The following is a 25,844-nucleotide window of genomic DNA, read 5'->3' on the forward strand; positions in this document are numbered from 1 at the left end:
TGTTTACTTTTTCCTTTTTGGGTCGAGTGACGCGCTGACCCCGCACTCACCGGTTACTGGCTCATCCGTTGCGAGAGCAGCTGTTTCGCCCGATCCGCACACTGGCGGCTCTGATCCATAGCGTCTTGGAAGAAATCGGCCAGTTCGCTATCCCCAGCCTGCTGCGCGTCTTCGACATACTTCTGGTACGTCTCAGCGCCCTCTAGCGCGTGATAGAGCACGCTCACCAAGTCGTATTGCTCATTGCTGGTTCCAGTGTTTTGTGTCGTCATCTTCTTCTTTTCCTCTCGTGTTACCACTTAACAGCACAAGTTGCTCAGCGCTGTCAAATCTTTTTTTAGCGTAGGACGTTTGCCGCTCATTTCTCTTCACCCTAAAGTCATAGATTTGTTTCCTTCTAAAGGGATATATCGGTTTCGCCGCTTTGTGACTAAACTAAAAGAGAGGCATAAAGTAGAAGTGTTATGGTAGAGTCAGCCCATAAAGAAACTAGAGATACAGGCAGTCCGCCCAAAAGCGAGGCACCGCCGCAGGAAAACACGCCGGCTGAAACAGGCATCCCAAAAGTGCCGGGGCGCAATGTCGGCAGTCGCCGGATGATCCAGGAGTTGGAAAAATACACATCGACTAGCCCCCGGCTCACCGGCGGAGATGTCGATGCGGCGTGGGAACAGGCGGATTCGGTGGGAGAGGAAGCGGTTGGCGGAACGGTTGCCACTCCCGATCAGAGCGTTGTCGATCAGCTGGGAGCTGCTGTCGGTTTGGAAATGGACGACAGCGAATTTCTGCACACCACAGAAATTCTGGAAACACGGGATGATAAGAGATGGGAGTTAGACCCCATGTCTTCTGAAGATTACCATAACCGCCGGGATTGAGAGAAAATTTTATATTTTTAAATTGCCCGCCTCGTGGGGATGGGAACGGCGCGAGGGAACAGCAAAGGGGCAGGCGGTTTGGGAGTTCACCAAAACGAGGGAGAAGGGTAAAAGTCATTTTACCTTTCTCACTTTTTATTTCCCCGCGCCAGCTCGCCGGTGGGAATTGTATCAAGCCTGTATTTTGTGTTTTGCATTTTGGATTGAAATACAGACAGCAAGTAGGCTCCCTCAAGCAACCTGAATATAGCAGTTTCAGTCAGATAAAGTATTGCCAAAAACCCGGGTTATTTAAGAAGCCGGGTTTCTCAATCTCTCAGAACTCACTCAGATTAAAGCCGCTATAATAGCTGTCTAAACTTGCTATTTTGCGTTTCTTGATTCGATGAAAAATCGCCGCAGATCAGCGGGTTATTAAGACGTAGGACAGGCGTCTCGCCTGTCCCTCCCCCTACTACGAATTGAGTATATTGCGCTTTAATTCCTGTCTATTATAGCAGCAGTCATATTGGTTCTAACAATAGAAGCTTCGGGAGCGGGAGGGCAAGGGAGGCCAGAATTTACGTTTCCTAAATGCTTACTGCTATATAATAGACGTAGGTACGGCGTCCGCCGAGCCTGAAGGTCTAATGTTCTAACCTAAATGCATACTGCTATAATATGAATTATCTAGGGTTGGTATAATTAAAAATATGGAGTAAAAATTGGTAAATTGAGTTAAGCAATACGCACTCGATCTAGTTTACCATTTTAGGAGAATAAGCCATGAAGAGTGAAACCTCCAGTCAATCTACCGCACAAAAAAAGAAACAGAACGATAGAGACACTCCAGCCAGCGGTAGATCCAGCAGAGGATCTTGTTTATGGGGGTGGCTACACCGGCAACCCAGAAGAGATTGTCCAAAACCCTGCTGTCTCACCCCGAATGTACAGCACCGAAAGAGAGCTGAGAGGGGATTTGAGAGACGAGGAGCGATAAGCTGTTAGGCTAATAATGCGGCTTGTTGGAAACAGGATGCAGAGCCTCCAGAGGGGCGTTCCCAGGCGGAGCCTGGGAACGAGGGATAAACCGCTATATAACCTGACCTAACAATTTTACAGCCGGTAGAGAGTGCGAGCGTTCTCTCGCAAAACAGCACCGGCAATTTCCTCGGCTTCTCCCACAGTCAAATCGGAATCCTCGATGGCTTCTCGCAAAACTTGCGCTAAGATTTCTCGCCCCCATTTGGCAGCCAAATAGTACAGTTCTGGAATAAAATGTGCGTCTGAGGAGTACATTAGCTTGGTTGCCGGTGCTAGTTCCAGCAGCATGCGCACCGCTTCCCGCATTCCAGAAACGCTTAGGAAGGGTACGGCTAAGCCAAAATCCAGATAAACTTGCGGACAGACAGATGCCAGATAGCTCGCTTCCCGACAGTATGGGTAGGAGGCGTGCAGCAAAACAATCGGTGCGTTTTGATATTTGGGATCCTCCAGCAGGGGGCGCAAATAAAGGGGATTTGCTTTAATTAAATCTAGGTCGCGATCTCCAAATCCTGTATGGAACTGCACCGGCATCCCGTGTTTGGCTGCAATCTCTAAGGCTTGCCCTAGGAGAAAGTCTATCAGGGGTTTGTCGGCTAGGCGCATCGGCTTTTCTTGTAGGGGCGCAAGATTTCGTCGCGTCTCTACCAGGGCATAAAAGCGGGAGGCAGCAACTTCCGGCGATACAAACTGTATATCTAAACCCGTGCGGTACGCTGCGATACTCTTGAAACCGGCAACACCGGCTGGCGGCGGATCAATCTCAGCGCGGAATCGCTCTAAGAATGTCTCAAAGGAGTCTGTCTGGCTCAGGAGGGTTTGCGCCAGCATTTCCAGCCGGAGGAGCCTGCGCACCGGCACGAACCTCTGGTGCCATTCTAGCGGTAAAATATCATCGGGAAGAAAGCCGTCATCCAGCAGAATCGTCTCGATTTTGCCGGCACTGAAGCACAGCTCGGTGAGTCGCTCTAGCCCCAAGCTGGCTCTTTGCGCCAGGATCGACTCTTCTGCCGGCTCGCAATCGAGCAGCGCCGCAATTTCCCGCAAGCTGCGCCGGTAGCAAAGCGTGTGCCGAGCGCCGGTGCTGGCATATTCGGCGTCATGCGCTTCCGTGAAGCAAGCGGGATAGGGGTAGCTCGCCGCCACTGCCGGTTTGAGCAGGTTGTGGGCGTGCTGGTCAATTACAGGAATCTGCCAAATATCCATCAGTAGCGCTCCAGCAGGAGTTTCACCTCCTCTTCGAGCTCCATATCCTTCATCGCTTCCCACTCCGCTTTGCGCACAGCCAGATAAGCTCGCGCCAGTTCTGAGCCCAGGGCGCTCAGCAGCGTTTCGTTGCGGCTGAGCTGCCCGATCGCGTCACCCAAAAAAGCCGGTAGCCGGTCGATTCTGCCAGTGCTGCGCTCCGCTTCTGACAGGTATCCGGGGTCAACCGCCACCGGCTCGCCGGGATCGAGATTGCGGCGCACGCCATCCAGCCCAGCTGCGATGACTGCGCCCAACGCCAAGTAAGGATTGGCGGAGGCGTCAGACGTCTTGAGCTCAAAGTGAGTCGGGCTGGGAGGGGCGGGGTTGCTGGGTATCCTGACAGCCGCCTCGCGGTTGTCGGGACCCCACGCGCGGAAAGCGCCGCTCCAGAAGTGCGGGCGGATGCGCCGGTAGGAGTTTGAGGTGGGTGTGGTGAGCGCCATCAGGGCGGGTAAGTGGTGGAGAATGCCGGCAATGAAAGCGCGAGCGGTTTGCGACAGCCCCCCAGCACCGGCAGCATCGGGGAGGATATTTTGCCGGTCCCGCCACAGGCTCAGGTGCAGGTGACAGCCGCTGCCGGCTTTATCTGCAAATATTTTAGGCAAAAAAGAGGCTCTCAATCCGTGTTTGATAGCGACAGCGCGAACGGTTTCCCGGAAGGCAATTTGCCGGTCGGCGGCTTGCAAAGCTTCTGAGTAGCGAATGGAAATTTCGTGCTGTCCGGGACCGGATTCGGGATAGTACCGCTCCACCGGCATTTTCTGAGCGATGAGGTCGTCGGCAATTTCGTCGATAACCGCTCGGTTGAGATCCATCCCCAGGGTGGAGGCAAACACTGTCTCGTCAGCCGGCACGATTCCCTCTGGAGTTCGGCGCAGCAGGTAGAACTCATTTTCAAAGGCAGCCATCACCTCAAGTCCCTCGTTTTTCGCCTCCGCAACCATCCGTTTCAGGAAGCCGCGCGGACAGAGCGACCAAGTTTCTCCATCTTTGATTATATCTCCTATTACGCGGACGTGACCGGGCGCGTAGGGCAAAACGCTGAGGCTAGACCAATCGGGCACCAGCCAGACTTCGCCCACCGGCCCAAGGCCAGTTTCGGGAACCACGGCGTCGTACATTACCGGAATTGCCTGCTGCGCCGCCGAAATGCCGATACCTGTCTCGATGTGCTCCGAGAGCACGCCAATGTAAAACGCCTTAGCCCGAATCACATTGGCGTTATCGCACCAGAGCACGCGGATGAACCGAACACTCGCACTTTTAAGAGATTCTAGTAAGTCGTTTTCCATGAAACCCTCCTGTAATTTTTCAATTTTAGGGGAAACCCCTTGCAATTGGCAGGATTTGTGTTAAAGTAATAATAATGGAGAAGGTGTCGGCATATAAGGTCAGCTTTTGTGGCCCACCGGCACTCGACTGCGCCAGCCGGCAGTCAAACGTCAGGGGTTTATCTTTTTGTGCCGGTGGGGAAGGAGATGCCGGTTTGTGTGCCGGGGCGGGTTTGTTGAGGATATCTGCCGGCGGTTATTACGCCCATTAATTCGCGAACATAATCTTGGAGACGGCTGTCTTTGTTGCTAAGATCCAGGCGATTGGAAATCGCCTGGAACCTAGGCAACCTAGCAAGCATGTCTAATCCCTTACGGAGAGCGCAAACAGCATCATCCAATTTCAAGCACCGGCAATCGGATTGCACGCGCCGGCAATCGCATTGTATGCACCGGTGGGGCTAAAGCCCAACTACAAACCTTGGGGCTAAAGCCCAACTACAAACCTTGGGGCTAAAGCCCAACTACAAACCTTGGGGCTAAAGCCCAACTACAAACCTTGGGGCTAAAGCCCAACTACAAACCTTGGGGCTAAAGCCCAACTACAAACAACGCACCGGCACCCTGTACGCCTCGCCTCATGCGGGGAGGGGGTTGGGGATGGGGTTCCCCTGAGTCATGCGACACCTATATAATAAGGAGTAGCCGGCATCACCGGCATCGGTTAAGTGCCGGTGAAAATAAACAGGGGACTCCCCTAGCGTCTGTGGGGCATTAGCCCAATAGGGAAGGACATTAGTCCTCTCGCGACTGAATGCGCCAGGGGGATGCCGGTTGGGGGGAGTGCCGGTGAGAGAGCACATTATATATATAGAGTAGTGGGGGCTGGGGCGAAGCGAATTGGGTGCCGGTGAACCGTAAGTGGGATAATTTCGGGGTGAGGGATGGAAGGACAGGGGAACCAAGACTATTATCAGCTAATATACGAACTGCTGGCTAGCCCCAAGGAGCGAGCGGGGGAGATATTGAGCACCCGCCCAGAATTGCTAGACGCCCAGTTTGTGAAGCTGATGCGACTCTCGGCTGTTATACTGGAGCGCAGGGGTGAGAGGGAAATGGCAAAGTGGTTAAAAAATCTGGCAACCATACTGGCTGCAATCATGCGCGGCGTGTCGCCGGTGGCGCAAACCAAAAAAGCGGAAGCCGACAAGTTGCTCCAGCAAGGGATTGACCAGTATTATGCTAGCAAGTATCGAGAGGCATGTCCGTCTTGGGGGCAAGCACTGACACTCTACCGGGAAATAGGCAACCGGCGTGGGGAAGCCGCATCCCTGGGGAATCTGGGAAATGCTTACCACTCCCTGGGGCGGTACACTGAGGTGATAGAGTATCAGCAGCAGTCGTTAGAGATTGCGCGGGAAATTGGCGACAGGCGTGGGGAAGCCACATCCCTGGGGAATCTGGGAAATGCTTACCGCAGATTGCAACAAATTCCCGAAGCGATTCAGAAGTATCAAGACGCCCTAGAAATTTTCACCCCCACCGGCTTTCCCGTAGAATGCGTCATAATTGGGCGAAATCTCGGCGACACCCACTTCCAGGCGCAAGAGTGGGAACAAGCCATCTCTGCTTACGAAAAAGCCCTGGAAGCAGTTGAGCAAAGGTGCGCGTGGGCGACTTCGCCCACCGGCAAGCAAAAACTGCGAGAAGAGGCTGTCGGTGTTTACCAGAACATGATACAAGCCTGCATCAACACCGGCAATCTCCGCAAAGCCCTAGAAACCGTTGAGCGCAGCAAATCCCGCAACTTAGTGGAACTCCTGGAAAATCAAGAACTCTACCCCAAAGGCGCATCCAAAAAAGACAAGCAGAAATTGAAACAGCTGCGCAACAGCATCTCCGCCAAACAGCAGCTGTTAGAAGCAACCGGCGGGGAGGGAGGGAACAGTCGGGGACAAGTTGCCGGTACATCTGGCAATCCCAACTTCGAGTATATCGAAAAACAGCGCCAGGAGTTGGAAAAGGACCGGCGCAAACTCGACGAACTCCTCAACCGGATTAAGGAATACGATCCCGAATTCACCCTCACCCAGCGAGTCGAACCCATCACCTTTGAGGACATCTGGCGGCTGGTTGACGCCGGCACTGCTATCTTAGACTGGCACATCGGCACTTCTAGCTTTCAGGCATTCACCCTCACCCGCGATCGTCGCGATCCTATCTATGTCGAGGAATTCACCCAGCAAGAGTTGCAAGACTTAGAAACCTGGAAGGATGAATATCTGGGCGACTACAACCCGCCTCAAGAGGAAGCGTCGAAGCAGCCAGAGCGATTAATGCTTGGTGCAGAGAGCAAAACCATGCCCCTCTTCGAGACGCCTTGGACATCGCAGCAACGCGCAAAGACGTAGAAGATATAAAGCCAACCGATCCCGAACAGGAAAGAACTATAAAAGAAAACGTCCTTCTCGTCAAAGACACCCTGAAAAACGCCATAAATCCTGCAACCCCTGCAAGTGGGCAACCGTAAAAGCGGGGGAAACCCCGCCCCCAGAGCAAAAACCGACATCAAGGAAAAAGAGTCAAATGGCTGAGGAAATATACGCCCCCAATATCCATCTATTCGCCTGTCACGCCCAAAAAGTATTTACCGCCTTTACCGCCGACGCCAAACCAATCGACCTAGCGAAAGATTTGCTCTGGGAGAAATACCGCGCCCTCGCGCAAAAATTGCAGATACAGCCGCAGGATATCCCCATCAAACCCGGCGACTTCCTCGCCACCCGCGCGGATTTGCTAGCCACAAAAGGTAAAGTTTTGCAACCCTTCGCGGGAAAAATTGACCCCAACACCAACCAACCCCTAGCCATTAAAGGATTCGCCTATCCCGTTTGGCTCTACGACAGCTATCTCCTGGCGCTCAACATCCGCCGCCCGCAAGAGAAAGGCAACGACGCGGTAGAAATTACCCGCCTCAAAGATTTTAACCCAGATGGGTGCTTCCTGCCAAGTTTCATCGGCAGCAATTTGGGACAGCACCTGCTGCTCACGGCATTTTTGAGCCAAGAACAGCAGGAGAAATATAGCAAAAACCTGCAACAGCTCGCCGACGAGTGCTATCGCAGTTTCACCGGCATCCCATCAGATCCCCTCCCCTTCAAGCAAACCGCACAGCTATTTGGCAGTCCTATCTTTGAGTATAGCATCCCCGGAGAGCCAGGGGAGTGCGAGGTGACAGTCTGGTTCTTCCTCACCGAGATCGCCAGTGAAAAATTCGTCGATAACTATCGGGAGTTTGCCGACCTGTTCTTCTACCGGCGTAAAGTGCTATACTCTTATTATAGCGGCAAAGCCGACTATGAAACCGCCCGGAAGAAGTGCCAAGACATAGAGCGAGAAATTGCCAACCTGCAACAAATTCCCGCTCAGCCGGCATTGGGCTCAGCCGAGCTCACCGATCTGAAACAGAAGCTGAAAACCTTGCTGCAAATCGCCTTAGAGTATTCCCAACTCTTGCGCAACCTGGAATATGCCCGCACGACGGTTGAGATTAACGGCGACAATTATGAAGAAAAGTTAAAGATCCTTGCCGGTGAGCTGAGAAAGCAGTATGATATAGGTGGGGGAGAATTGGAATATTTAGAACGGTTCAGCCAGCTGGACTGCCGGAAATTCCAGGAGCAACTGCAAGCGTACTTAAACTATTTGGGACACGGTTCAGATTTGCTAGACAAAGCGATTTCTACCATTCGAGGACTCGTAGAGATTGACGAAGCGGAGCGCGATCGCCAGTTAGAAAAAACGATCCAATCCCTAGGGGTTGGCATCGGTGCCGGTGTGGGGGTTGCGGGAATTATAGCCAGCAGCTATCAATTAATAGAGCAGAAACCCTGGCAATGGCCACCCTCTTTTTCCCTGCCGGTTCATCCCTTTGTCGCTGCCGTCGGATGGAGTGTCGTTGCTGGGGCTGCTGTTAGTGTTTTAGGTTGGTTAATCACTAAGTATATCCTCAACAGTAAAACAGGCAAAAAATAATCCTTACAGCACTGATTAAGTAGGGTGCGTTCCGCAAAGCGGAACGCTACTGCTACCGCATTTTTCAATCCAAAATCCAAAATCCAAAATCCAAAATCCGTATTGCCGCAATGATAGTATTAAGTGAAGCGGGATGAGTTGAGCCAGCTCTCGCCGGCGGAAGAAAAGGACATCTTAAGTTTAGCACTTCTCGCCTCCGAGCGCCTGGGCGTGCCCTATGCAGCCATCGATATCGGGCAATTAGACAGTGGGGAGTGGGTGGTGATAGAAGTAGGAGATGCCCAATTTGCGGGCGTCAGCCAAATTCCCGTCCTGGAATTGTGGAATCAGCTAATACAAATAAAATAACCCAAAGAAAGCGGAACGCTACGGCTGCCGCTTTCCGCCCGCCGGCTTTCCCCGGCAGCGGCAATTTGCCTTTTTACCGGCTCAATTCCGGCGAGGTGCCGGTGAATAGCGCTCACTTTCGCTAAGATCGATTAGATTTCCAGCACAAAAGCGCTCCATCAATGGCCAAAAAGCAGAGTCTAAACTCACTAGCAGGCATGGCAAGACGGGTTGGACAGTTCAACGTCGTCCGCAAGGGAACTTGGCGGTTCCACTGGCACGACTTGTACCATTCGCTGCTCACCATGTCCTGGCCAGCGTTCCTGGGCCTAATGTGGGTGCTGTACGCAGTTTCCAACGCTCTGTTTGCCCTCGCCTACCTGGCGGGAGGGAATTGCATCCAAAACGCCCGCCCGGGTTCGTTTCAAGACGCCTTCTTCTTCAGCGTCCAGACGATGGCTACCATCGGGTACGGGGGGATGTCTCCCGCCACGGATTATGCAAATTGGGTGGTAACGGTGGAAGCGATGGTGGGTTTGCTGGGGGTGGCGATGGTTACAGGGCTGGCCTTCGCCCGGTTTTCCCGCCCCACAGCGAGAGTGCTTTTCAGCCGCGTGGCGGCGATCAGACCGTATCATGGCGTGCCTACCTTGATGTTCCGCGCAGCTAACTTGCGCTATAACCAGATTCTGGAAGCGCAGATGTCGGTGACGCTGGTGCGCAACGAAATCAGCCCTGAGGGGGAATTCATGCGCCGGTTCTACGATCTCAACCTGGTGCGCAGCCGGACGCCAATTTTTGCCCTCAGCTGGACAGTGATGCACGCCATTGACGAGACGAGCCCCCTCCACGGAGCCACGCCCGAGTTGCTGGCTGAGCAAGAAATCGAAATCGTAGTGACGATGACCGGCCTCGACGAAAGCGTTTCGCAGACTGTCCACGCCCGTCACTCCTTTATCGCCTCCGAAATCCTGTGGAATATGCGGTTTGTCGATGTCTTGTCGAGGAGAGGTGACGGGCCAATGAGCATCGACTACTCCCGCTTCCACGACGTTGTGCCGGTGCAGCCGGTGCGTTAAACCCTCACAAACCCAAGAAACCCGGTTTCTTGTGAGCTTCTCTCTCATTTATAGCGGCTCTCAATTGGATGAAATATAGCCCAGAAACCCGGTTTCTTTAAGAAACCGGGTTTTTCAGTACCTCACTAATATGAGAGCAGCTAGATCCCTCATCCAAATAGCGAAACCCAGCAGGCACGCTGGAATGCAGCGATTTTATAGGGGAGCTGTATTGCCGGTAACAGACAATCTTAACATGAGTTTGTGTCTCTGGGAGGATAAGCCGGCTTCGCAGTAGCAGTAAGTTAAAAGAGTGACTGTGAAGTACGCGCCAAACTTTCAGGAGAGCAGGAATGGCTAAAGTGAATCCAGTGCGGGTGCAGAAAGACTTGAAAGGAGTTGACTATCCAGCCAGCAAGCAAGACTTGCTTGAACACGCCAAGCAGCACGGTGCCGACGAGAACGTTCGCTCCACCCTAGAGCAGCTGCCAGACCAAGAGTATCAAACCCCAGCTGAGGTGAGCAAAGCCATCGGCGAGATCGAATAGTCAGTCAGCCTCTGGCTCGCCCTTGCCACTCCAAATATCATCCTTTCGAGGGATGACTCAGAATTTTTATAGCAGTAGCCAGTTAGGGCACGGACGTAGGACAGGCGTCTCGCCTGTCCCTGTCCCTACTAGAAAGTGAGATGCCCTGTAGCTCTGAAAATCGCTAAATAAAAGAAGGAGAATCCGCTGTAATGGCTAGGTAGAGGGAGACAGCGCACCGGCTGAAGTAAAGCAACAGGGGCGAGAGAACTCGCGCCGAAATAGAGATATAGCGTTTCTCATATTAGTGAGGTACTGAGAAACCCGGTTTCTTAAAGAAACCGGGTTTCTGGGCCGCAGTTCATCCAACTGAGAACCGCTATAGGTGCGGGAGAGCCGGTGGCAGCAATCTGAAAAAGCCCCTGTCAGTTATATTGTGAGTTTCTGCTTTTTGTCAACCCAAACGAAAGTTATGCACTTAGTAAGTCCTGCTTTTTTCATAGGGGGCACCATTCCTTATCAATACACCTGCGATGGCGACGAGATTTCCCCACCACTCAGCTGGGAAGAGCCACCGGAAGGGACGGCTACCTTCGCCTTAATTGTCGAAGACTCCGACGCGCCACAAGGGTCGTTTACCCACTGGCTCGTCTACGATATGCCGCCCAATCTCCGCCACCTGCCAGAGGGAGTGCCTAACCTGCCAAAGTTGCCACATGGAGGAGTGCAGGGGAAAAATGATTACGGTCATTTCGGTTATGGCAGTGCTTGTCCGCCGGACGGCACCCACCGGTACTTCTTCAAACTCTACGCCTTGGATCAAATCTTGGGTTTGGAAGCCGGTGCCAGCAAAGCGCAGGTTGAGGTGGCAATGGAAGGGCATATTTTAGATGCCGCACAGCTGATGGGGCGCTACGCGAAGCAGGGCTAGCCTTTTTCCATTCACTTGGGTTGCCCTCTCATCTGAAGGAAAAATCGCGTGCGCGCCGGCATTGGGTGACGGGTTTGCGAATGGCGCAACAGCTGCAGAACGCTCCCACATCCAAAGCTGTTCGCTCTCTCCCACCGGCAGCTCTCATCGGGAGCTCTCACCGGCAATCTGCAACCCGTTGAGCGGAGTGGCAAATTTTTAAAAGGAGGGCACAAACAATGCCTGTAGCGACTGAGACTGAGCTAACCGGTGCGCTGCGCCAAGTGGCGAGCCCACTGACAGGTGCCGCCTCTGACTGGGAGCCACCGCTATGGGTGATGCCGGTGAGTTGAAGCTGGGCCAGCTGGTGCGCGAAAGGTACGGTCGCGATGCCGTTTCGATCGGCTTTACCGGCTGCACCGGCACTGTCACCGCCGCCTCAGACTGGGGCGGTCCCGCCGGGCGCAAGCCGGTCCGCCCACCACTCCCCGGCAGTTACGAAGCCCTGTTTCACGACACCGGCCTGTCGCGCTTCCCGCTCACCCTGCGCCACACCGGCAGCCAAGACAGCGACCTGCGAGCTCGGGTCATAGAAGGGTTGCGCGAACCCCCCCTGGAGCGGGCGATCGGCGTTATCTATTTCCCCCGCAGCGAGCGAATCAGCCACTATTTCTCTGCGCGGCTGCCCGACCAGTTCGACGCCATCATCCACTTTGATGAAACGCGAGCGGTAGAGCCACTGGACCGCACAGAACACTGGGAAAAAGGCGAAGTGCCCGAAACTTTTCCCTTCAGTTTATAGGGGCGCAATTGACTATTTTAACACACTAATTAGAGGTTAAACCATGCACACGGAGCGAGACAAAAGCCGCGAAAGCAGTTTAGACGAAGACAGCACCTTGGGACGACCGGCAGAAAAGAATCCCGACGATTTTCCCGAAGCGGGAGAAAAAGGGATTGAGGCTGTGTCAGCGGGCACCGGCACCCTGCCGGCGAAAGAGATGAACCCCGACGACTTCCCCGAAGCAGAGCAGGAGAATTAGTAAAAAAATTTTCGGCTTTCTCAACGGTGGCGAGAGCGAGAATTATGATATTTAAAGACCGGACCAAAGCGGCCTGGAGCTGCGAAACTGCGCACCTTGCTTACTGCTATATAGACGTAGGGGGGCGTCCGCCGAGCCTGAAGGTCTAATGTTCTAACCTAAGTGCATACTGCTATATCTGTCCGCCGCAGCCCGTTCCCACGCACGGCAACTTATCTAATATCCGGTTGAAAGCATATATACAAAACCGGTCTCAAGGCGCGTTTTGCAAATCTCATTTAATCGGAAACCCTCTCATTTACGGCAATTTGCTGCCGAAAAGCGGCCACCGGCACCCGAAAGTGGGCCACGAACAGCCGATTGGCCCCACAGAAGGGGGTGCCGGCGGGTCAAATTATCTAATCTCCGGTTGAAAGCATATATACAAAACCTGTCTGAAGGCGTGTTTTACAAATCTCATTTAATCGGATATAGCAGCAGTCATATTGGTGAGAACAATAGAAGCTTGGGAAGCTCTGGAGCAAGGGAGGCCGGAATGTAGGTTTCCTAAATGCTTACTGCTATATAGACGTAGGGGGGCGTCCCGCCGAGCCTGAAGGTCTAATGTTATAACCTAAGTGCATACTGCTACAGTATTGGGGCTGCTCAGGGGCGGCGTTCCCGTCGCCTTTGAAGTCGCCCGCACGCTCAATGCTCCCTCAGAGGTTTTTCTGGTGCGCTTTTTTGGGCGTGCCCGATCATGAGGAGCTGGCAATGGGAGCGATCGCCTCTGGCGGCGTGCGGGTGCTCAATGAAGACGTGGTGCGCTCGTTTCAGATTTCCCTAGCCGCCATTGAGCGAGTGGCGGAAAAAGAACAGCAGGAACTAGAGCGGCGGGAGCGCCTAAGAACGCCACAGCCGCCCCGCGCCCGACTTGCGCGGACGCACCGTGATTTTGGTGGGTGACGGTTTAGCCACCGGCGCGACGATGCGTGCGGCGGTTATGGCGTTGCGCCAGCAGCAACCCCCCCGTATCGTGATGGGTGTGCCCATCTCGGCACCCGACACCTGCCGCGAATTCCAAACCGAGGCAGACGAAATTGTCTGCGCTGAAACGCCGCGCCCCTTTATTCGTGTTGGTTTGTGGCGCTACAATTTCGAGCAAACGACGGATGAAGAGGTTCGCAACTTGCTCAAACAGGCTGCAAACAGGTATCAGCCATCAGCCACCGCCACTTAGCAGGGGGCCATGTCCCACACCTGGGCGCTTCCTGGGCGCTTGTCAGGTTTCAGTCCCGCTGTTTGGGCGAGCCGGTATCAAAGGGGTTGTGGCGCGATATCAAGTCTGGTATCGTTATTGCAGAGTTGAAAATGGAACTTGCCCACTGGCGATAGAGCGCCAATGGATCGGTTCCGGCGCTACCGGACATGATATGAGGTGTACTTGCGGTGATTTCCTTCTTGCTAAAAGACTTTCTCTCCCTGTTTGCCGTCATCGATCCGATAGGCTTGGCCCCCCTATTCATAACTATAGCTGGGCACCATTCTTTAGAAGAACAAACCCGTATTGCTGGCCGTTCAGTTTTGGTTGCGGCCAGTATTATGCTAGGATTTATTTTGGGAGGTAACTTCCTGCTGCGCTACTTAAATATTAGCATAGAAGCTTTCCAAGTGGCGGGGGGAGTGTTGCTATTCAAGCTGGCGCTAGATATGGTATTCAATGAACCGGGGCAGCCAACAGAAGCAGAAGAAAAAGAAGCTGAAAATCAGGAGGATGTGAGTGTATTTCCGCTGGCGATTCCTCTGATTGCAGGGCCAGGTACGCTAGCTAGCATTATCATATTGGAAAATGAGGCGTCGGACTATTCTTTCGGTATAGTGATGATTCTAGCAGGCGCGATCGTTGTGCTGTTGATTGCCTACGCGCTAATGTGTCTGTCTGGACGCTTAGCTCAACTTTTAGGCCAGACGGGAATCAATGTGGTGACGCGGATACTGGGGGTGCTACTTTCAGCTATGGCCGTGCAATATATTGCCAATGGAGCCGTAGTTCTACTAAAGAACACCCCTAGTGGGCTGTAGGGAGCGCTATTAATGTTCTGGAAAAGAGTTATTTGGGCGGCGCTGGCGCACTCCGCGCTGCGCTGCTCAATTACATCTTTAAATCCAGGCAGTTCTAAAGATATTTCCTCAGAAAAAATCAAACTTCAAAATTAATTACGTTAATAGCCTGACATAAAAAGGAACTGAACCCCTGTGGGATAAAGCCAACCTACTTCGCAGTTGCTCCGCAGACAAAACAAACACTGCCGGCAGGCCGTTATATTTAAAGCGGGGCGCTGGTAGATTGCAGCCTTTCTCAGGCAAACACGCCCCTACTTTCCAAATCCCCAAATCCCCAAATCCCGGCCCCTTTCCGAAAAATTTACTGTGGGATTTTTTTGAAAAATTATACCGCAATTCAGGAAACAAGTGCTTCTTTCTACAGGCTGAAAAGAACACAGGCGCAAATCTGTCTAATTTCAGCCCAGCGATAGGTGAAAAGAAACTCTCCGGGCAGCACAGTTGAGAAAAACCCCTGTGCCAAATCCTCACCGGCGGGAGAATTCCCCCTGCCTTGAAAGCGGCGATCTGCAAGCGGAGCCGCACACCAGGCTGAACAATATTGCTTGTCCCAGCTAGCATTAACGAACACAAAAGGACACATCAATATGACACGGCACCATTTACCAAACGAGAATGTTACAGCCCGGGCGCAGCGCGCAGCCTCCCAGGCGGCGGCTCACCCGTGTGCCGAACGACTGGCGCGATTTGGCTATGCGGCAAAGGGGGCAGTTTACGCCATAGTTGGCTTGCTGGCGGCGCAGGCGGCATTTGGCGCAGGCGGGAGGACAACGGACGCGCGGGGTGCCCTGGAAACTATCGTGACGCAGCCATTTGGGAAGTTTTTGCTCAGTTTGGTTGCGATTGGCTTGATTGGATTCGCACTCTGGCGTTTCGTTCAGGCATTTATGGGGTCAAGTTTGCCTATCACGCATCCCACGAACAGAGCCTACGATCAGTGGCGCACCAATATCTTCGGGAGTGATGTGCTGGCGGAACTCTCAACTCCCGAGCAGTTCGACTCGGCGGCGGAGTTTGTCAAGCCGGAGGATCTGGACGGTTTGTGCGGATCTCTGCAGATCCCCACCGGCACATCGAGTGGCTGCACAAGGATATAGAGCTCGGATTCAGTGAGATTATTTTGCACAGTGTCAACCGAGAGCAGCAGCATTTCATCGACGTTTTCGGTGAGAAAGTCCTACCGTTACTGGCAGAAAAATGAGCGAACCCCCACAAATAGACCGGCAGCGAGAGCATCAAGCGAACGAGCGCACCTTTCTGGCTTGGCTGCGCACCTCCATTGCCCTGATTGGGTTTGGATTTGCTATCGCTCGTTTCGGTCTCTTCCTGCGCCAGTTGCAATCCGCTCTCACCGGCGAAAACGTCAGGAGCCAACCTTTCGTCAACTCCCAAACCCTAGGCGTGGGTTTGGTCATTCTTGGCGTTCTCCTGATTGGCTTATCTGCGTGGCGCTACAACCGGGTTTTCTGGCAAATTGAGCGGGGAAGCTACCGGCCCAATCGCTTGACAGTCTGGATAACCGCTGCGTCGGTCGCCATCTTGGGCCTCCTCAGCATTCCCTTTGTCCTCTGGCAGCGACCGCCGGCTCCCAGCACGCCCCCTCCTCCCAGAAGCGGCAGACACTCTCGGCTGCAAAATCGCAATTTGTTTTTCAGTGGTGTCAGATTAGGAAATGCCAAGTCTGGCCCGATATTCCCGACGGAGGTAATATTTCACGCCCTCACGGATCGACTTAATTCGAGCCGGCTCAATCAAACAGCAAAGGGCCAATATTTTATTTCCGATTTTCTATCAGAAAAGCGATTTAAACTTTCTAAACAGGCCAGGAGAAGGCGAGGTAAAGTAGAAAGAGGGCAGTAACGTCTTCTCACAGATGTGTGCCGGCGGCGCAATCAACTCCTCACCGCGCTTAAGATGACTATTTTCGCGGAATTCGCCGGTCTGTAAACTTTTGGAAATTTTGGAAATCTGATGAATCTTTTCAAAAAACTCAAATTGACCTTCCGTTACATCAAGCTGGAGCGCTTTATCGGTTCGCTGGTCTATTCGCTCCAGAGAGACCGGCTGGAGCGCCAGTTTCCCAACCTTGAAACTGCTAAGCCTTTTAAAACGCCCGGAAAACTGCTGCAGGTGGAGCGAACGGCTAGAGGCGGGCACTTCTACTTCCAGGAAGCGGAACTGGAAGTCAGCTTTTTGCAACGATATACCGACTTGACCGGTCGCCCGCCGCTGCCTCCCCGCTGGGCGTTTGGCTATCACCAGTCTCGCTGGGGTTACGAAACCGAAGACGCAGTGAGGAAAACGGCTGAGGGATTCCAGACGCACGACCTGCCCTTGAGCGCGATTCACCTGGACATCGACTGCAAAGATCAATTCCGCTCCTTCACCATCGACCCGGATCTCTTTCCCAAGCTAGCCGAGTTCAACCAGGAACTGGCAGCTAAAGGAGTGCGGCTGATTGCCATTGTCAACCCGGGAGTGAGAGCCGATCGCAAAAACACACTGTTTCAAGAGGGCAAAGCGCAAGAAGTGTTTTGCAAACTCCCGAATGGAGAAATTGCCCTCGCCCCTGTATGGCCCGGTATGTGCGCCTTTGCTGATTTTACCCACCCGCTAGCCCGCCACTGGTGGAGCCGGCAGTACGAATATCTCCTCGATTTGGGTGTGGCGGGATTCTGGCACGACATGAACGAACCAGGAGTGTTTACCCTGTGGGGAGACGCCACGCTACCCCGACCCACCCGGCATTTTCTCGAAGGCAGGGGCGGCAATCACGTGGAGGCGCACAATGTTTACGGGTTGCTTCAGGCTCAAGCGGGCTACGAAGCGCTGCGCGAGTGCCAGCCAGACCGGCGGCCTTTTATTGTCTCGCGTGCCGGTTGGGCGGGGCTGCAGCGCTACGCCTGGACTTGGACGGGAGATGTGGAAACCAGCTGGGAAGCGCTGCGCCAGACGGTGCCGACTGTGCTGGGGATGGGCCTTTCCGGGATTCCTCACACCGGCCCGGATATCGGGGGTTTCAAAGGAAATCCTTCGGAGGAGCTGTACCTGCGCTGGTTCCAGATGGCGTGCTTTCTCACCTTCTGCCGCACCCACTCCGCCAACAATGTCAAGCCGCGCACGCCCTGGAGTTACGGCGAGCCGGCCCTCAGTATTGTGCGGGAATTCTTGCGGCTGCGCTACCGGCTGATTCCCTATTTTTACACGCTGGCTTGGGAAGCGGCGCAGACGGGGCACTCCCCAATTCGCCCGCTTTTCTGGCACGACAGCGGTGACGAGCGACTTTGGGGGGTAGAGGATGCCTTTTTCCTGGGCTCGGCGCTGCTCGTCTGCCCGGTGATGCGCGAATTTGCCCGCTCGCGCCCGGTTATTTTGCCGAAAGGGCGCTGGTATGATTTTTGGGAGGGTGCCGTTGCGGAAGGTCCGGCGCAGATTGAGGTGGCGGCACCCCTGGAGCGGATTCCGCTTTTTGTCAAGGCGGGAACTGTCCTGCCAGTGGAACAAGACCGGCAGTTAACTCTCCACCTCTACCCGCCGGCAGAAGGAGCCGGTGCTGGCTCGCTCTACAGCGATGCCGGAGATGGTTTTGGAGAGTGGCGGCTCGACCGGTTCCGCATGGCGATCGGCGGAAGCGGTTTGCAGCTCACCTGGGAGGAGCGCGGGGATTTTGCTTTTCCTTATTGAGCTGTTCAGCTGCATTTCCACGGGTTCCAGCCGCAGCGCGCTCTGGTGGATGGCACAGAGGTTGCCTGTCCGGGGTTCCAGCTGGAGGTCGGGCGCTTTCAGGAGGTGCGCTTTCCGGGAGAAACGCCCGCTTAAAAGTCAATGAACAATTAAACGGCTGGATAGCCGGCAGCGGCAATCGCTGCTTGAATAGCTGCTGCCGGTGCTTCAGTTTCTACCCTGACGAGCTTGGTTTTTGGATCGGCTTGAACAGTCGCGCCGGCATCCACTGTCCTCACTGCTTTGGCGATCGTATCCACACAAGCAGAACAGGCCATCTTAGGAACGGTTAGTTGCAGTACCATAATCTCAGAATCTTCCCGAAGTAAACCTAATATAATTCTATGCTATACTTATTAATTGACGGAAATACTTAAAACAATTCTCAATCGCCTCTCTTTTCTTCTTGGCGATCTTGGCGTCTTGGCGGTCAACACAACGGAAACCATTCCCCTAAATCCAGTTTGGGCAGGGGCGCTTTTATTTACCACTTTTGCATCTGGCAGATATTTGCGGCCACCCCGCCCTCCCCTAAAACAAAGATGCCAGCGAAATTGATATCATTGCGGGGGAGATGTGAATGGCTGAATCCGAAAACCCTCCAATAGATGTTTCCGTGCTGCTGCGGGAGGGGGTCGCATATCGCCAGCGAAGCAGTATGCGCCCCCGCCTTATCGCTTCAATTTTTACTAGGCGATCCCGGCAACACTGGCGATTTTGCGGTACTCACCAGCAGCCCGCCGGCAAGCTTCAGCGCACTTCTGGCAGTGTTCGTCTGAATGCTTCTCGCATTCGCTGGCACACGCTTCGCAGATGGAGATGCAGGAGCGAGCGACTTCCGGAATGAAGCCCGAACTGCGACTCATGAAAGCAGCAATAGTCCAGCACATTTGGGCGCAATCTCTGCAGAGGCTGGCGCATTTGGGCATATTGCCAATGCACTTGTCGGCACAGTGTTCGCACTCATAGGCGCAGTGAACTGCAATATCCACACTGGATTTGGAGAGTTGACTGGCAAGCATGAAAGTTCTCCTTACAAGACTTGATTGATTTTGCCGGCCCATTTGGGCGCTGACTTTTTGGGAGCGACTTTTTAAATTTATCGAAAACAGTTCATCTTTTGCAAGAGCCGCCCTCCCAGTTATTATTTAAAATCGCTGCCTTTGATTTGGCATCTTCCTAATGGCAGACCTCTGGCTTCTTTCTAATGAGATAGGAGAGGCTCACTCAAATTTAATTTTTTTAGGCGGGGGAACAGAAGCTTGCGGGCGATTTTGGACAGACCTTTTTCGGTCTGGCAGAGCCCGTATAATCTGGAGGCGCTGGCGCTCGCACGCTTGGGTGAGCGGAATAAAAGTTGCTTACTATGGCTAAAAACGTTAGTGCCAGAACTTTGTGGCAGTTTGCTTTAAAGTCGAGTTTGCTGGAAAGCGAAATTTTCTTTCTTTTGGCAGACGCTAAACAGGAGTTGATGCTTTTACTGTGGTAATTGGGCACTTTTCCAGCGCCACAAGTCGGCTGTCTAAAGGGGCGTGACGGTGCCGGGGCTCTACTGGCGCAACGACTGACGCATCTTAGAAAGAGTAGCCCAGAAGTATGCTTTAGGAGGTTCTTTCAATGAAGAATAGACTTGCTGATAGCCTTTTTGCTGAGCGCGTTCGCGCACACGGTAACGGTTTCGCCCGAGGGCTGTGGAACTGTCGGGGAGTGTTCGCCTTGGCAAGCGTCGCTCTGCTTTTTTCCGCTTGCAACGTAGAGGAGAGACAGGCGGGTGTTCGCGAGCCTGGGGTACCTGCGGCTCCCGGAGGCACAACCGTGGAAAGAGTGGCTGAAGATCCGAACAGACTCCTGGGTCAGACAGTGACTGTGACAGGCGAAGTCGAAGAAATATTTGGCCCGCGCGCGTTCCAGATCGAAGACAAAAGCATCTTCAGCAGCGACGAAGTGCTGGTCGTGAATGCGACTGGGACAGCAATTCCCATTGTTGAGGGCAGGGATATCCGGGTGACGGGGGAAGTTCGCAAGTTCGTGCTGGCTGAGTTCGAGCGCGATTACGATTTGGGCTGGGATTTGGACTTAAAGAGAAAGGTAGAAGCGGAATATAGAGACAAGCCGGTGATCGTCGCTCGGTCAATCCAAGAGGTGCGATAATTTGTCTAGATCCCAATAGATTTTGGGAGCCGGTCGCTCTCCCTTGCCTGCAAAATTGTTGGTTTGGGGACTGTCAAGTCTAGCTGCCGGTCAGGGGTTTACAGTCAGAATGGGAACCCTAACCGATTCTTGCCGAGTCGGAACGGAGCCAACTGGCCGGCTTTTAACGCCGGTGACAAAAGTTGTCTAATGGCTTAACCTAAGTGGATAGTGCTATAAGTTGAAAAAAAAATAAACTGATCGCAACAGCTCGAACAGCCAGCAGAGGGAGGCAGCACTGTGCGTCTCGGACAATGGATCGGCTTAATCGCCCTGCTCATCTCTATCTATATCCTGTGGCAAATTAGGCCCATATTTTTTTTAGTTTTTCTATCGGCGATTTTGGCAACGGCTTTAAACTGGAAAGCCGGTGCGGTAATAGTTCTGTACTTCGCTATTCAGCCAATTGAGGGAAATTTCGTCACCCCCGTGATTATGGAAAAGCAAGTCTCTTTGCTGCCGGCATTCACCTTGGCACTTATGACTGCTTTCGGACTCTTTTTTGGCCTTTTGGGATTGTTCTTGTCTCTCCCGATCTTGGTCGTCGCCCAAATTTGCTTGAAAGAGATACTGATTAAAGACGTGCTGGACAAGTGGCAGGAAATAGATTAAGGCCATTGGGGTCTGTTTTGGCCAAGAATCGCTTGAGGCCAAGTGTAACAGAGGGGGATTCACTGCGCTCTCCTATCCCAGCGCCATCATATTTTTACTTTTTATAACCCAGCACCGAATGAGGCAGAGCCTCCTTTCATTGCCTTCCCAGGCAGAGCCTGGGAATGAGGGGACGAGGGGAAAAGTGAGTGCCAGTATGAGATTTATAGAGTTGAGCTAGCTGTCTTTAAAATCCCAAATCCCAAATCCCAAATCCTAAATTGGCCTAAATGGGGGAATCATTGTGACTTTAGGAAAATGGATCGGCTTATTCGCTCTTATAGTAGCTCTCTACATTTTGTGGCAAATTCGGCAAGTTATTTTGCTGCTGTTTGTAGCTGTAGTATTGGCGACAGTCTTGAACAGGTTCGTGGAGCGACTGCAGCGCTCCCGCATCAAGCGAGGCGTTGCCGTTGCCCTATCAGTTTTTATTGTAGTGGTGCTCATCGCTGGCTTCTTTGCCTTGGCTGTACCGCCCATTATCGACCAATTTCAAAAGCTAGTTGAGCTTTTGCCGCAGGCATTAGAGCGGTTGCGCGGGTGGCTGTACGGGCTGCAAAATGTCATCCCCCAGCAACTGATAGACGATATTCGCAACCTCAGGGGTTTCACGCAAAATCTGCAAACTTGGGGCACTCGGATATTTGGCAACTTTTTTACCTGGTTTAATAACTCGATTGGTACTGTACTGAACATTCTATTGGTTTTAGTCCTGACCGTCATGCTCTTGGTGAACCCTTCACCTTACCGGCGGGTTTTTATCCTGGCATTTCCTGCCTTCTACCGACGGCGAGTCGCTCAAATCCTTTCTGAATGTGAGAGCTCTTTGGTTGGCTGGATTAAAGGCACGCTTTTTAATATGTTTGTCATTGGTTTACTTAGCTATATTGGCCTGCGGATTTTGAACGTGCCACTGCCGTTCGTGAATGCCATTTTAGCAGGATTATTAGAGTTTATCCCTAATCTCGGCCCCACCCTGAGCGTGATTCCTCCAATGCTGCTGGCCCTGCTCAATGCGCCTTGGAAAGCCGGTGCGGTGCTAGTGATGTACATTGTAATCCAGCAGTTGGAAAGCCTTATTTTGGTTCCCTTTGTCATGCAGGAAACGGTATCTCTGCTGCCAGCATTTACGCTGCTAGCCGTAGTGATTTTTGCCGCTTTTTTCGGATTTTTAGGTTTATTTATGGCGGTTCCCCTGCTAATTGTGTCACAAATTTGGATAAAAGAAGTCTTGGTTCACGATATACTTAACAAGTGGCACAAAGATGCAACAGACGACCGCCGGCAAGATTTCCCAACACAAGATTTACCAACAGAGCCTGGGATGCGTTAATAACGCACTGTGCTGGTATGGGTTCAGTGATGGTGCGCTCCCACCGGCTGCCGGTTGCCGCTCCCTGGATGGGTGCGCTCTTGCAACGCCCACAGACTCATCCCCGCCGCCAGACCAGCCCCGAGCGCGTCCATCATTAAGTCAACAATGGTGTCATTGAGGCTGTCGATCACTTGGGTCAGCCACTCAACTATCTCCCAGAGCGCACCGATGGAAATTCCGAAACTGGCGATCGCCAGCAGATACAGCCAGCGGTGATCCTGGAAAAGGGGCAGCATCGGGCTGTAAAACAGGAAACTCAGGGCCAAGGTTACGGAAAAGGTTGTGAAAGCGTGGGTAATTTCATCATAAGGGCCGGGCATGTAAAATAGATCCCACACCCAGCCCCCCGCATTGAGCAGCGCCGCTACCACAAACAGAAAATCGAACAGCGTCGGCAGTCGCTGGTCAGCGGTAACGAAAATAAATGAGCCTACTAAAAAGCAAGCTAGGGCGGTCGCGCCCTTCCAGTCGCCCTGAGCCATTTCATAGGCAGTCGCTACAGCCAGAAGAAACTGCCCGACCCAAGCCGCTACTCGATAACCTCGCCAATTGGTACTTAACACGGTTTTTCCCTGATTATTTGCCAAAATATAGATAGCGGTTTTAATCCCCTCCTTCCCCAACTCTGCCTGGGAATGAGGGACTCGGAGGCTCCGCCTTCTTTTCGGAGGGAAAGCCTACTAAAAGCGTAACAGCTTATCATAAAGTCCGGCTCTCCGGTACTTTGTCTTCCCTGTCAGAGTTTTTCGGGATGACACTGATGCGACCGTCCCCCTCAATATAAGCCCTTTTCACCTCGGATACCTGTTCCACACCCTGCAGGCGCAGCTGGTTCATCAGCTCATCTTCAGTGATTAATTCCTTGCGCATATTGTGTCGCAGCAACTGGCCCTCTTTCACTAGCGGTAGGGGGTCTGGGTGGGTGAAGCGCTGAAATCTCGGAAAATAGTACCCGAGCAGATTGAGGAAGTAGCTCCAAAAAATAATTGTCCCGACGAGAATTAACCCCTCAGAGATAGACTTGTATTGGCTTGCCATTGCATTCTGGGCAGCATCGGCGATCAGAACCACTACAAGCAAATCCGTGATTCCCAGCGTCCCCGACTGACGCTTCAAAACTAGGCGCAAGAGTGATAAAAGCCCTAGGTAGACAAGTGTTCCCCGCATAACCATCTCGGCGATGGAGGCAGTGGGAACGAACATCTCCTCCCAATTAAGTCTAAAAAGAATATCCATTAAACTAGCGGTATTCCAGCTCTCTCTGCCTATAGCTTATTCGTTCAACTCGCCGCCGCTATCTCACAGGAGAGGGAAATATAGCTCTGACTTTGGGCATATTTAAGAAACCGCCTGCCGTTTCCTTGTTTTTGCATTCCTGCTGCGAAACCGGCCCGAATGCTATTGTCGGGGCGGCGTTTCTGTTGAGAATTCATTTAGCCCCCTCTGGCAACCCACTCGCGCTTTGAACGCGCTTTCCATAGAGTTTAGTCAGGGGGACAGCGGTCAAACCGTGGGCGAGTATGGAGGCGCAAATTATCAGGCTGCCAACTGCCCAAGCTTCCTCCACTCCCGTCGCGCGCTGCGAGAGCATGGCATAGAAAAGCGCTGCCGCGCCGATAGGGCCGAACCATCCCACAAACAGGGCGTCCTGAAGTCCTTGCAGTCGGGGCAGGAATTTCCTCAGCGCCACCACCGCCGGCAGCCGGCGCAGCAACAGCACCGCCACTGCCAAAAACAGGCCGCGCCACCCCAGCTCCAGCCATTTCTCCCAGGGGAGCGCTAAACCCAGCAGCACGAAAATATACATCGTAAAAAAGCGGTCTACTGCCTCCTGCACCTTCCCTTCTTCTGCTCTTTCATGACCGCTCACGACCATGTTAAAAACCGTTCCGGCGGCGAAAACTGCGAGGATGCCATCGCCGCCCAGCAGCTTGACTAACCCCAGCACCGTCAGAGAGAGGGAGACACTATAGGCTAAAAACGACTGCTTGTCTATGGTTTTTTTTGCTTCAGCCCACTGCAAGAGCTGGCCAGCTGCCCAGCCTAAAATTGCTCCTAAAATTACAGCTGCTAGCACTTCCCATAACAGGGTTTTAGTCAGCCAGTCAAACAGGGCTTCCCCAGGCCGTTTGGTCAGTATCAGAATCGGCAAAAGTACAAAAGGGTAAGCTAAACCGTCATTGGCGGCAGACTCAGCAGAAAGGGTGTGCCGTATGCGTTCGGGCAGGTTCCGCTCTGCAATCTTGCCGGTAACAACGGAAGTAGAAACGACCGGATCGGTGGGAGTAATCACAGACCCGACCAGCATGGACGCCCAAAAAGGCAGGCCCAAGATCAGCCACACCAGCAAACCGCTGCTCAGCCACATGAGGAGCATTACCGGCCCTAGCAGGAGAGATAGTGACCGCCAATGTTTGAGAGGGTAAGCCTTTGGCAGTCGCAGCGCCACCCCCATCAGTTGGATGGAGATTGCCAGGCGGGCTCCCTCTTCCAGAATCCCCTCCGGGCTGCCCCAGTGAGCGAGGTCAATCCAGCCAAAGACCGCTGGACTGAGCGTCACCCCGACTAGCAGGGCCACTAAAGGGTCTGAGAGAAAAAGGCGCTCTTTGAGAAATCCAGAGAACAGCCCGAGCACTATAACGAGCCCGCCAAGGGCCAGCAGGACTATATTGATCTCACTCGCTCCTAACTGACTCATAACTTAAATTTTTATAGCTATAGGGGTCATGTATGCGAAACCAACGATCTTTTCACCCGTGACCCGCAACCGGAAAAGAGCGGCTCATATCGGCGCTCAATACTAAAAACTCTATCCAATTCCAGATGCCTCGCACTCCTCTCAAAGGTAGATTCAGAAGCAGAGGTCTGCATGCAGCCCAGCTGGGTGAAGTTGGGGAAACGCGCTCGCCGGCAAGCATGCCGGTCTGGCTCTGTCCTGTCAGCGAACTGCTATGTATCTATATGTATTTAATTGTCGTCGGTGCGGGGCCGGAAGGCTCCAGCCTAGCAGAATTAGCGCTTAAAGACGGTCACGAGGTCGCCATCATCGAGGCTTCCTCAGAACGCGCCCGAGCCGTCTTGCAGAAGTGCGACGCCCGAGTGTTCCACGCCAGCATCGCACAGGGCGAGATTTTGGATGAGGCGGATGCGGATCGCGCGGACGCCCTGATTGCCATTATCCCTGTACTGCTCCTGTTTTCCTCGCTGCTCCGTCCCTTGAGGCGAGCCATTCACCGGCAGCGGCGGTCGTGAGATCACTTCCTTTATAGCGCCTCTCAGTTGCGTGATCTCCCGCCTTTGAAACCCGGTTTCTTAAAGACCCCGGGTTTCTCAGTCCCTCACAAAGGATGAGAGACGCGCTGCTCTCTACTGAATCTTAAACACTCGTGAATCAGCCTTGCGACTGATGAAGGTGCGGGAGTTTTTGCGTCAAGCTAGTTTGTGACCGCTGGTGAGGGCTGCGGCTAGCGCCGGCACAGGAG

The 25,844-nt window shown here is 53.2% G+C and carries 32 protein-coding genes; 23 read left to right on the forward strand and 9 right to left on the reverse strand.

The genetic code is table 11. From position 1 onward, the window contains the following. Nucleotides 1-53 precede the first annotated feature (53 nt). Nucleotides 54-272 carry a hypothetical protein gene (locus tag OSC10802_RS0130040; protein ID WP_026098939.1) on the reverse strand — a complete coding sequence of 73 codons (219 nt, stop codon included), beginning with the start codon at nucleotides 270-272 and terminating at the stop codon, nucleotides 54-56. A gap of 192 nt (nucleotides 273-464) precedes the next feature. Between OSC10802_RS0130040 and OSC10802_RS0130045 the strand changes: the two genes are divergently transcribed. Beyond that, nucleotides 465-878: a DUF6335 family protein gene (locus OSC10802_RS0130045; RefSeq protein WP_017720487.1), complete on the forward strand. Its 414-nt coding sequence runs from the start codon at nucleotides 465-467 to the stop codon at nucleotides 876-878. A 772-nt stretch (nucleotides 879-1,650) separates the two neighbouring features. After that, nucleotides 1,651-1,857 (forward strand): hypothetical protein, encoded by a 207-nt coding sequence (locus OSC10802_RS0130055; protein WP_026098940.1) that lies wholly within the window; start codon nucleotides 1,651-1,653, stop codon nucleotides 1,855-1,857. A 116-nt stretch (nucleotides 1,858-1,973) separates the two neighbouring features. Here OSC10802_RS0130055 and OSC10802_RS0130060 read toward each other — a convergent pair whose 3' ends face one another. Beyond that, nucleotides 1,974-3,107, reverse strand: coding sequence for an amidohydrolase family protein (locus OSC10802_RS0130060; RefSeq protein ID WP_017720489.1), 1,134 nt, complete (start codon nucleotides 3,105-3,107; stop codon nucleotides 1,974-1,976). Continuing rightward, nucleotides 3,107-4,441, reverse strand: a complete 1,335-nt coding sequence (locus tag OSC10802_RS0130065; RefSeq protein WP_017720490.1) for a glutamine synthetase family protein — start codon at nucleotides 4,439-4,441, stop codon at nucleotides 3,107-3,109. Before OSC10802_RS0130065 ends, OSC10802_RS0130060 begins: the two co-directional genes overlap by 1 nt. Before the next feature lie 83 nt (nucleotides 4,442-4,524). On the opposite strand from OSC10802_RS0130065, the gene OSC10802_RS51545 reads away from it, so the two are divergent. Then, nucleotides 4,525-4,692: a hypothetical protein gene (locus tag OSC10802_RS51545; protein WP_155968580.1), complete on the forward strand. Its 168-nt coding sequence runs from the start codon at nucleotides 4,525-4,527 to the stop codon at nucleotides 4,690-4,692. A 366-nt stretch (nucleotides 4,693-5,058) separates the two neighbouring features. Here OSC10802_RS51545 and OSC10802_RS51550 read toward each other — a convergent pair whose 3' ends face one another. After that, complete coding sequence (locus tag OSC10802_RS51550; protein WP_155968582.1) at nucleotides 5,059-5,385, reverse strand: hypothetical protein; 327 nt, start codon at nucleotides 5,383-5,385, stop codon at nucleotides 5,059-5,061. On the opposite strand from OSC10802_RS51550, the gene OSC10802_RS42460 reads away from it, so the two are divergent. The 15 genes from OSC10802_RS42460 to OSC10802_RS42475 all read left to right on the forward strand — a co-directional run bounded on the left by OSC10802_RS42460 (nucleotide 5,365) and on the right by OSC10802_RS42475 (nucleotide 18,107). Then, entirely contained in the window at nucleotides 5,365-6,831 is a 1,467-nt protein-coding gene (locus OSC10802_RS42460; protein WP_017720491.1) for a tetratricopeptide repeat protein, read from the forward strand. The two genes, OSC10802_RS51550 and OSC10802_RS42460, sit on opposite strands and share 21 nt — an antisense overlap. Nucleotides 6,832-7,006: 175 nt before the next feature. Next, nucleotides 7,007-8,455 carry a hypothetical protein gene (locus OSC10802_RS0130075; RefSeq protein ID WP_017720492.1) on the forward strand — a complete coding sequence of 483 codons (1,449 nt, stop codon included), beginning with the start codon at nucleotides 7,007-7,009 and terminating at the stop codon, nucleotides 8,453-8,455. A 123-nt stretch (nucleotides 8,456-8,578) separates the two neighbouring features. Beyond that, complete coding sequence (locus OSC10802_RS0130080; protein WP_017720493.1) at nucleotides 8,579-8,803, forward strand: ATP-grasp domain-containing protein; 225 nt, start codon at nucleotides 8,579-8,581, stop codon at nucleotides 8,801-8,803. A gap of 161 nt (nucleotides 8,804-8,964) precedes the next feature. Then, nucleotides 8,965-9,861, forward strand: a complete 897-nt coding sequence (locus OSC10802_RS0130085) for an ion channel (RefSeq protein WP_017720494.1) — start codon at nucleotides 8,965-8,967, stop codon at nucleotides 9,859-9,861. Between the two features lie 332 nt (nucleotides 9,862-10,193). Beyond that, the gene (locus OSC10802_RS0130090) at nucleotides 10,194-10,388 is read left to right on the forward strand and encodes a DUF2795 domain-containing protein (RefSeq protein WP_017720495.1); all 195 of its coding nucleotides are present in this window, start codon (nucleotides 10,194-10,196) and stop codon (nucleotides 10,386-10,388) included. Between the two features lie 451 nt (nucleotides 10,389-10,839). Further along, nucleotides 10,840-11,298, forward strand: a complete 459-nt coding sequence (locus OSC10802_RS0130095) for a YbhB/YbcL family Raf kinase inhibitor-like protein (RefSeq protein WP_026098941.1) — start codon at nucleotides 10,840-10,842, stop codon at nucleotides 11,296-11,298. Between the two features lie 310 nt (nucleotides 11,299-11,608). Beyond that, nucleotides 11,609-12,079 carry an erythromycin esterase family protein gene (locus OSC10802_RS0130100; protein WP_017720497.1) on the forward strand — a complete coding sequence of 157 codons (471 nt, stop codon included), beginning with the start codon at nucleotides 11,609-11,611 and terminating at the stop codon, nucleotides 12,077-12,079. A gap of 43 nt (nucleotides 12,080-12,122) precedes the next feature. Further along, nucleotides 12,123-12,320 carry a hypothetical protein gene (locus tag OSC10802_RS0130105; protein ID WP_017720498.1) on the forward strand — a complete coding sequence of 66 codons (198 nt, stop codon included), beginning with the start codon at nucleotides 12,123-12,125 and terminating at the stop codon, nucleotides 12,318-12,320. 617 nt (nucleotides 12,321-12,937) lie between these two features. Then, on the forward strand, nucleotides 12,938-13,063 hold the full coding sequence (locus OSC10802_RS55930) for a hypothetical protein (protein WP_255349182.1): 126 nt from the start codon (nucleotides 12,938-12,940) through the stop codon (nucleotides 13,061-13,063). A gap of 10 nt (nucleotides 13,064-13,073) precedes the next feature. After that, the gene (locus OSC10802_RS55035; RefSeq protein ID WP_232731788.1) at nucleotides 13,074-13,265 is read left to right on the forward strand and encodes a hypothetical protein; all 192 of its coding nucleotides are present in this window, start codon (nucleotides 13,074-13,076) and stop codon (nucleotides 13,263-13,265) included. Then, entirely contained in the window at nucleotides 13,249-13,539 is a 291-nt protein-coding gene (locus OSC10802_RS55040; RefSeq protein WP_232731789.1) for a hypothetical protein, read from the forward strand. Before OSC10802_RS55035 ends, OSC10802_RS55040 begins: the two co-directional genes overlap by 17 nt. 209 nt (nucleotides 13,540-13,748) lie before the next feature. Further along, the gene (locus OSC10802_RS0130115; RefSeq protein ID WP_017720499.1) at nucleotides 13,749-14,381 is read left to right on the forward strand and encodes a MarC family protein; all 633 of its coding nucleotides are present in this window, start codon (nucleotides 13,749-13,751) and stop codon (nucleotides 14,379-14,381) included. A 629-nt stretch (nucleotides 14,382-15,010) separates the two neighbouring features. Next, a complete protein-coding gene (locus tag OSC10802_RS56815) occupies nucleotides 15,011-15,520 on the forward strand; it encodes a DUF1206 domain-containing protein (protein ID WP_026098943.1) in 510 nt (169 codons plus the stop codon). Between the two features lie 100 nt (nucleotides 15,521-15,620). Next, nucleotides 15,621-16,283, forward strand: coding sequence for a YidH family protein (locus tag OSC10802_RS48130; RefSeq protein WP_017720502.1), 663 nt, complete (start codon nucleotides 15,621-15,623; stop codon nucleotides 16,281-16,283). Between the two features lie 111 nt (nucleotides 16,284-16,394). Then, the gene (locus OSC10802_RS42475) at nucleotides 16,395-18,107 is read left to right on the forward strand and encodes a glycoside hydrolase family 31 protein (RefSeq protein WP_052334344.1); all 1,713 of its coding nucleotides are present in this window, start codon (nucleotides 16,395-16,397) and stop codon (nucleotides 18,105-18,107) included. 149 nt (nucleotides 18,108-18,256) lie between these two features. Here the strand turns inward: OSC10802_RS42475 and OSC10802_RS0130145 are convergent, their stop codons facing one another. Beyond that, entirely contained in the window at nucleotides 18,257-18,451 is a 195-nt protein-coding gene (locus OSC10802_RS0130145; RefSeq protein ID WP_017720503.1) for a heavy-metal-associated domain-containing protein, read from the reverse strand. A 384-nt stretch (nucleotides 18,452-18,835) separates the two neighbouring features. Beyond that, nucleotides 18,836-19,168: a four-helix bundle copper-binding protein gene (locus OSC10802_RS0130150; protein WP_017720504.1), complete on the reverse strand. Its 333-nt coding sequence runs from the start codon at nucleotides 19,166-19,168 to the stop codon at nucleotides 18,836-18,838. A 344-nt stretch (nucleotides 19,169-19,512) separates the two neighbouring features. Between OSC10802_RS0130150 and OSC10802_RS55935 the strand changes: the two genes are divergently transcribed. The 4 genes from OSC10802_RS55935 (at nucleotide 19,513) to OSC10802_RS0130170 (ending at nucleotide 22,320) form a co-directional block, all read left to right on the forward strand. Beyond that, a complete protein-coding gene (locus OSC10802_RS55935; RefSeq protein WP_017720506.1) occupies nucleotides 19,513-19,635 on the forward strand; it encodes a hypothetical protein in 123 nt (40 codons plus the stop codon). Between the two features lie 128 nt (nucleotides 19,636-19,763). Beyond that, the gene (locus tag OSC10802_RS42480; protein ID WP_017720507.1) at nucleotides 19,764-20,297 is read left to right on the forward strand and encodes a hypothetical protein; all 534 of its coding nucleotides are present in this window, start codon (nucleotides 19,764-19,766) and stop codon (nucleotides 20,295-20,297) included. 279 nt (nucleotides 20,298-20,576) lie between these two features. Further along, nucleotides 20,577-20,948, forward strand: a complete 372-nt coding sequence (locus OSC10802_RS0130165; protein ID WP_017720508.1) for an AI-2E family transporter — start codon at nucleotides 20,577-20,579, stop codon at nucleotides 20,946-20,948. A 283-nt stretch (nucleotides 20,949-21,231) separates the two neighbouring features. Next, on the forward strand, nucleotides 21,232-22,320 hold the full coding sequence (locus tag OSC10802_RS0130170) for an AI-2E family transporter (RefSeq protein ID WP_017720509.1): 1,089 nt from the start codon (nucleotides 21,232-21,234) through the stop codon (nucleotides 22,318-22,320). A gap of 23 nt (nucleotides 22,321-22,343) precedes the next feature. Here the strand turns inward: OSC10802_RS0130170 and OSC10802_RS0130175 are convergent, their stop codons facing one another. The 3 genes from OSC10802_RS0130175 to OSC10802_RS0130190 form a co-directional block, all read right to left on the reverse strand. Next, nucleotides 22,344-22,925 (reverse strand): DUF2238 domain-containing protein, encoded by a 582-nt coding sequence (locus OSC10802_RS0130175; RefSeq protein WP_044171820.1) that lies wholly within the window; start codon nucleotides 22,923-22,925, stop codon nucleotides 22,344-22,346. Between the two features lie 136 nt (nucleotides 22,926-23,061). After that, nucleotides 23,062-23,565, reverse strand: coding sequence for a DUF421 domain-containing protein (locus OSC10802_RS0130180; protein ID WP_232731790.1), 504 nt, complete (start codon nucleotides 23,563-23,565; stop codon nucleotides 23,062-23,064). 226 nt (nucleotides 23,566-23,791) lie between these two features. Then, nucleotides 23,792-25,060: a cation:proton antiporter domain-containing protein gene (locus OSC10802_RS0130190; protein ID WP_017720513.1), complete on the reverse strand. Its 1,269-nt coding sequence runs from the start codon at nucleotides 25,058-25,060 to the stop codon at nucleotides 23,792-23,794. A gap of 125 nt (nucleotides 25,061-25,185) precedes the next feature. Between OSC10802_RS0130190 and OSC10802_RS44980 the strand changes: the two genes are divergently transcribed. Then, nucleotides 25,186-25,614, forward strand: a complete 429-nt coding sequence (locus tag OSC10802_RS44980) for an NAD-binding protein (RefSeq protein WP_017720514.1) — start codon at nucleotides 25,186-25,188, stop codon at nucleotides 25,612-25,614. Nucleotides 25,615-25,844: the final 230 nt, after the last annotated feature.

Source organism: Kamptonema formosum PCC 10802, from assembly GCF_000332335.1.
GTDB lineage: Bacteria > Cyanobacteriota > Cyanobacteriia > Cyanobacteriales > Oscillatoriaceae > Oscillatoria.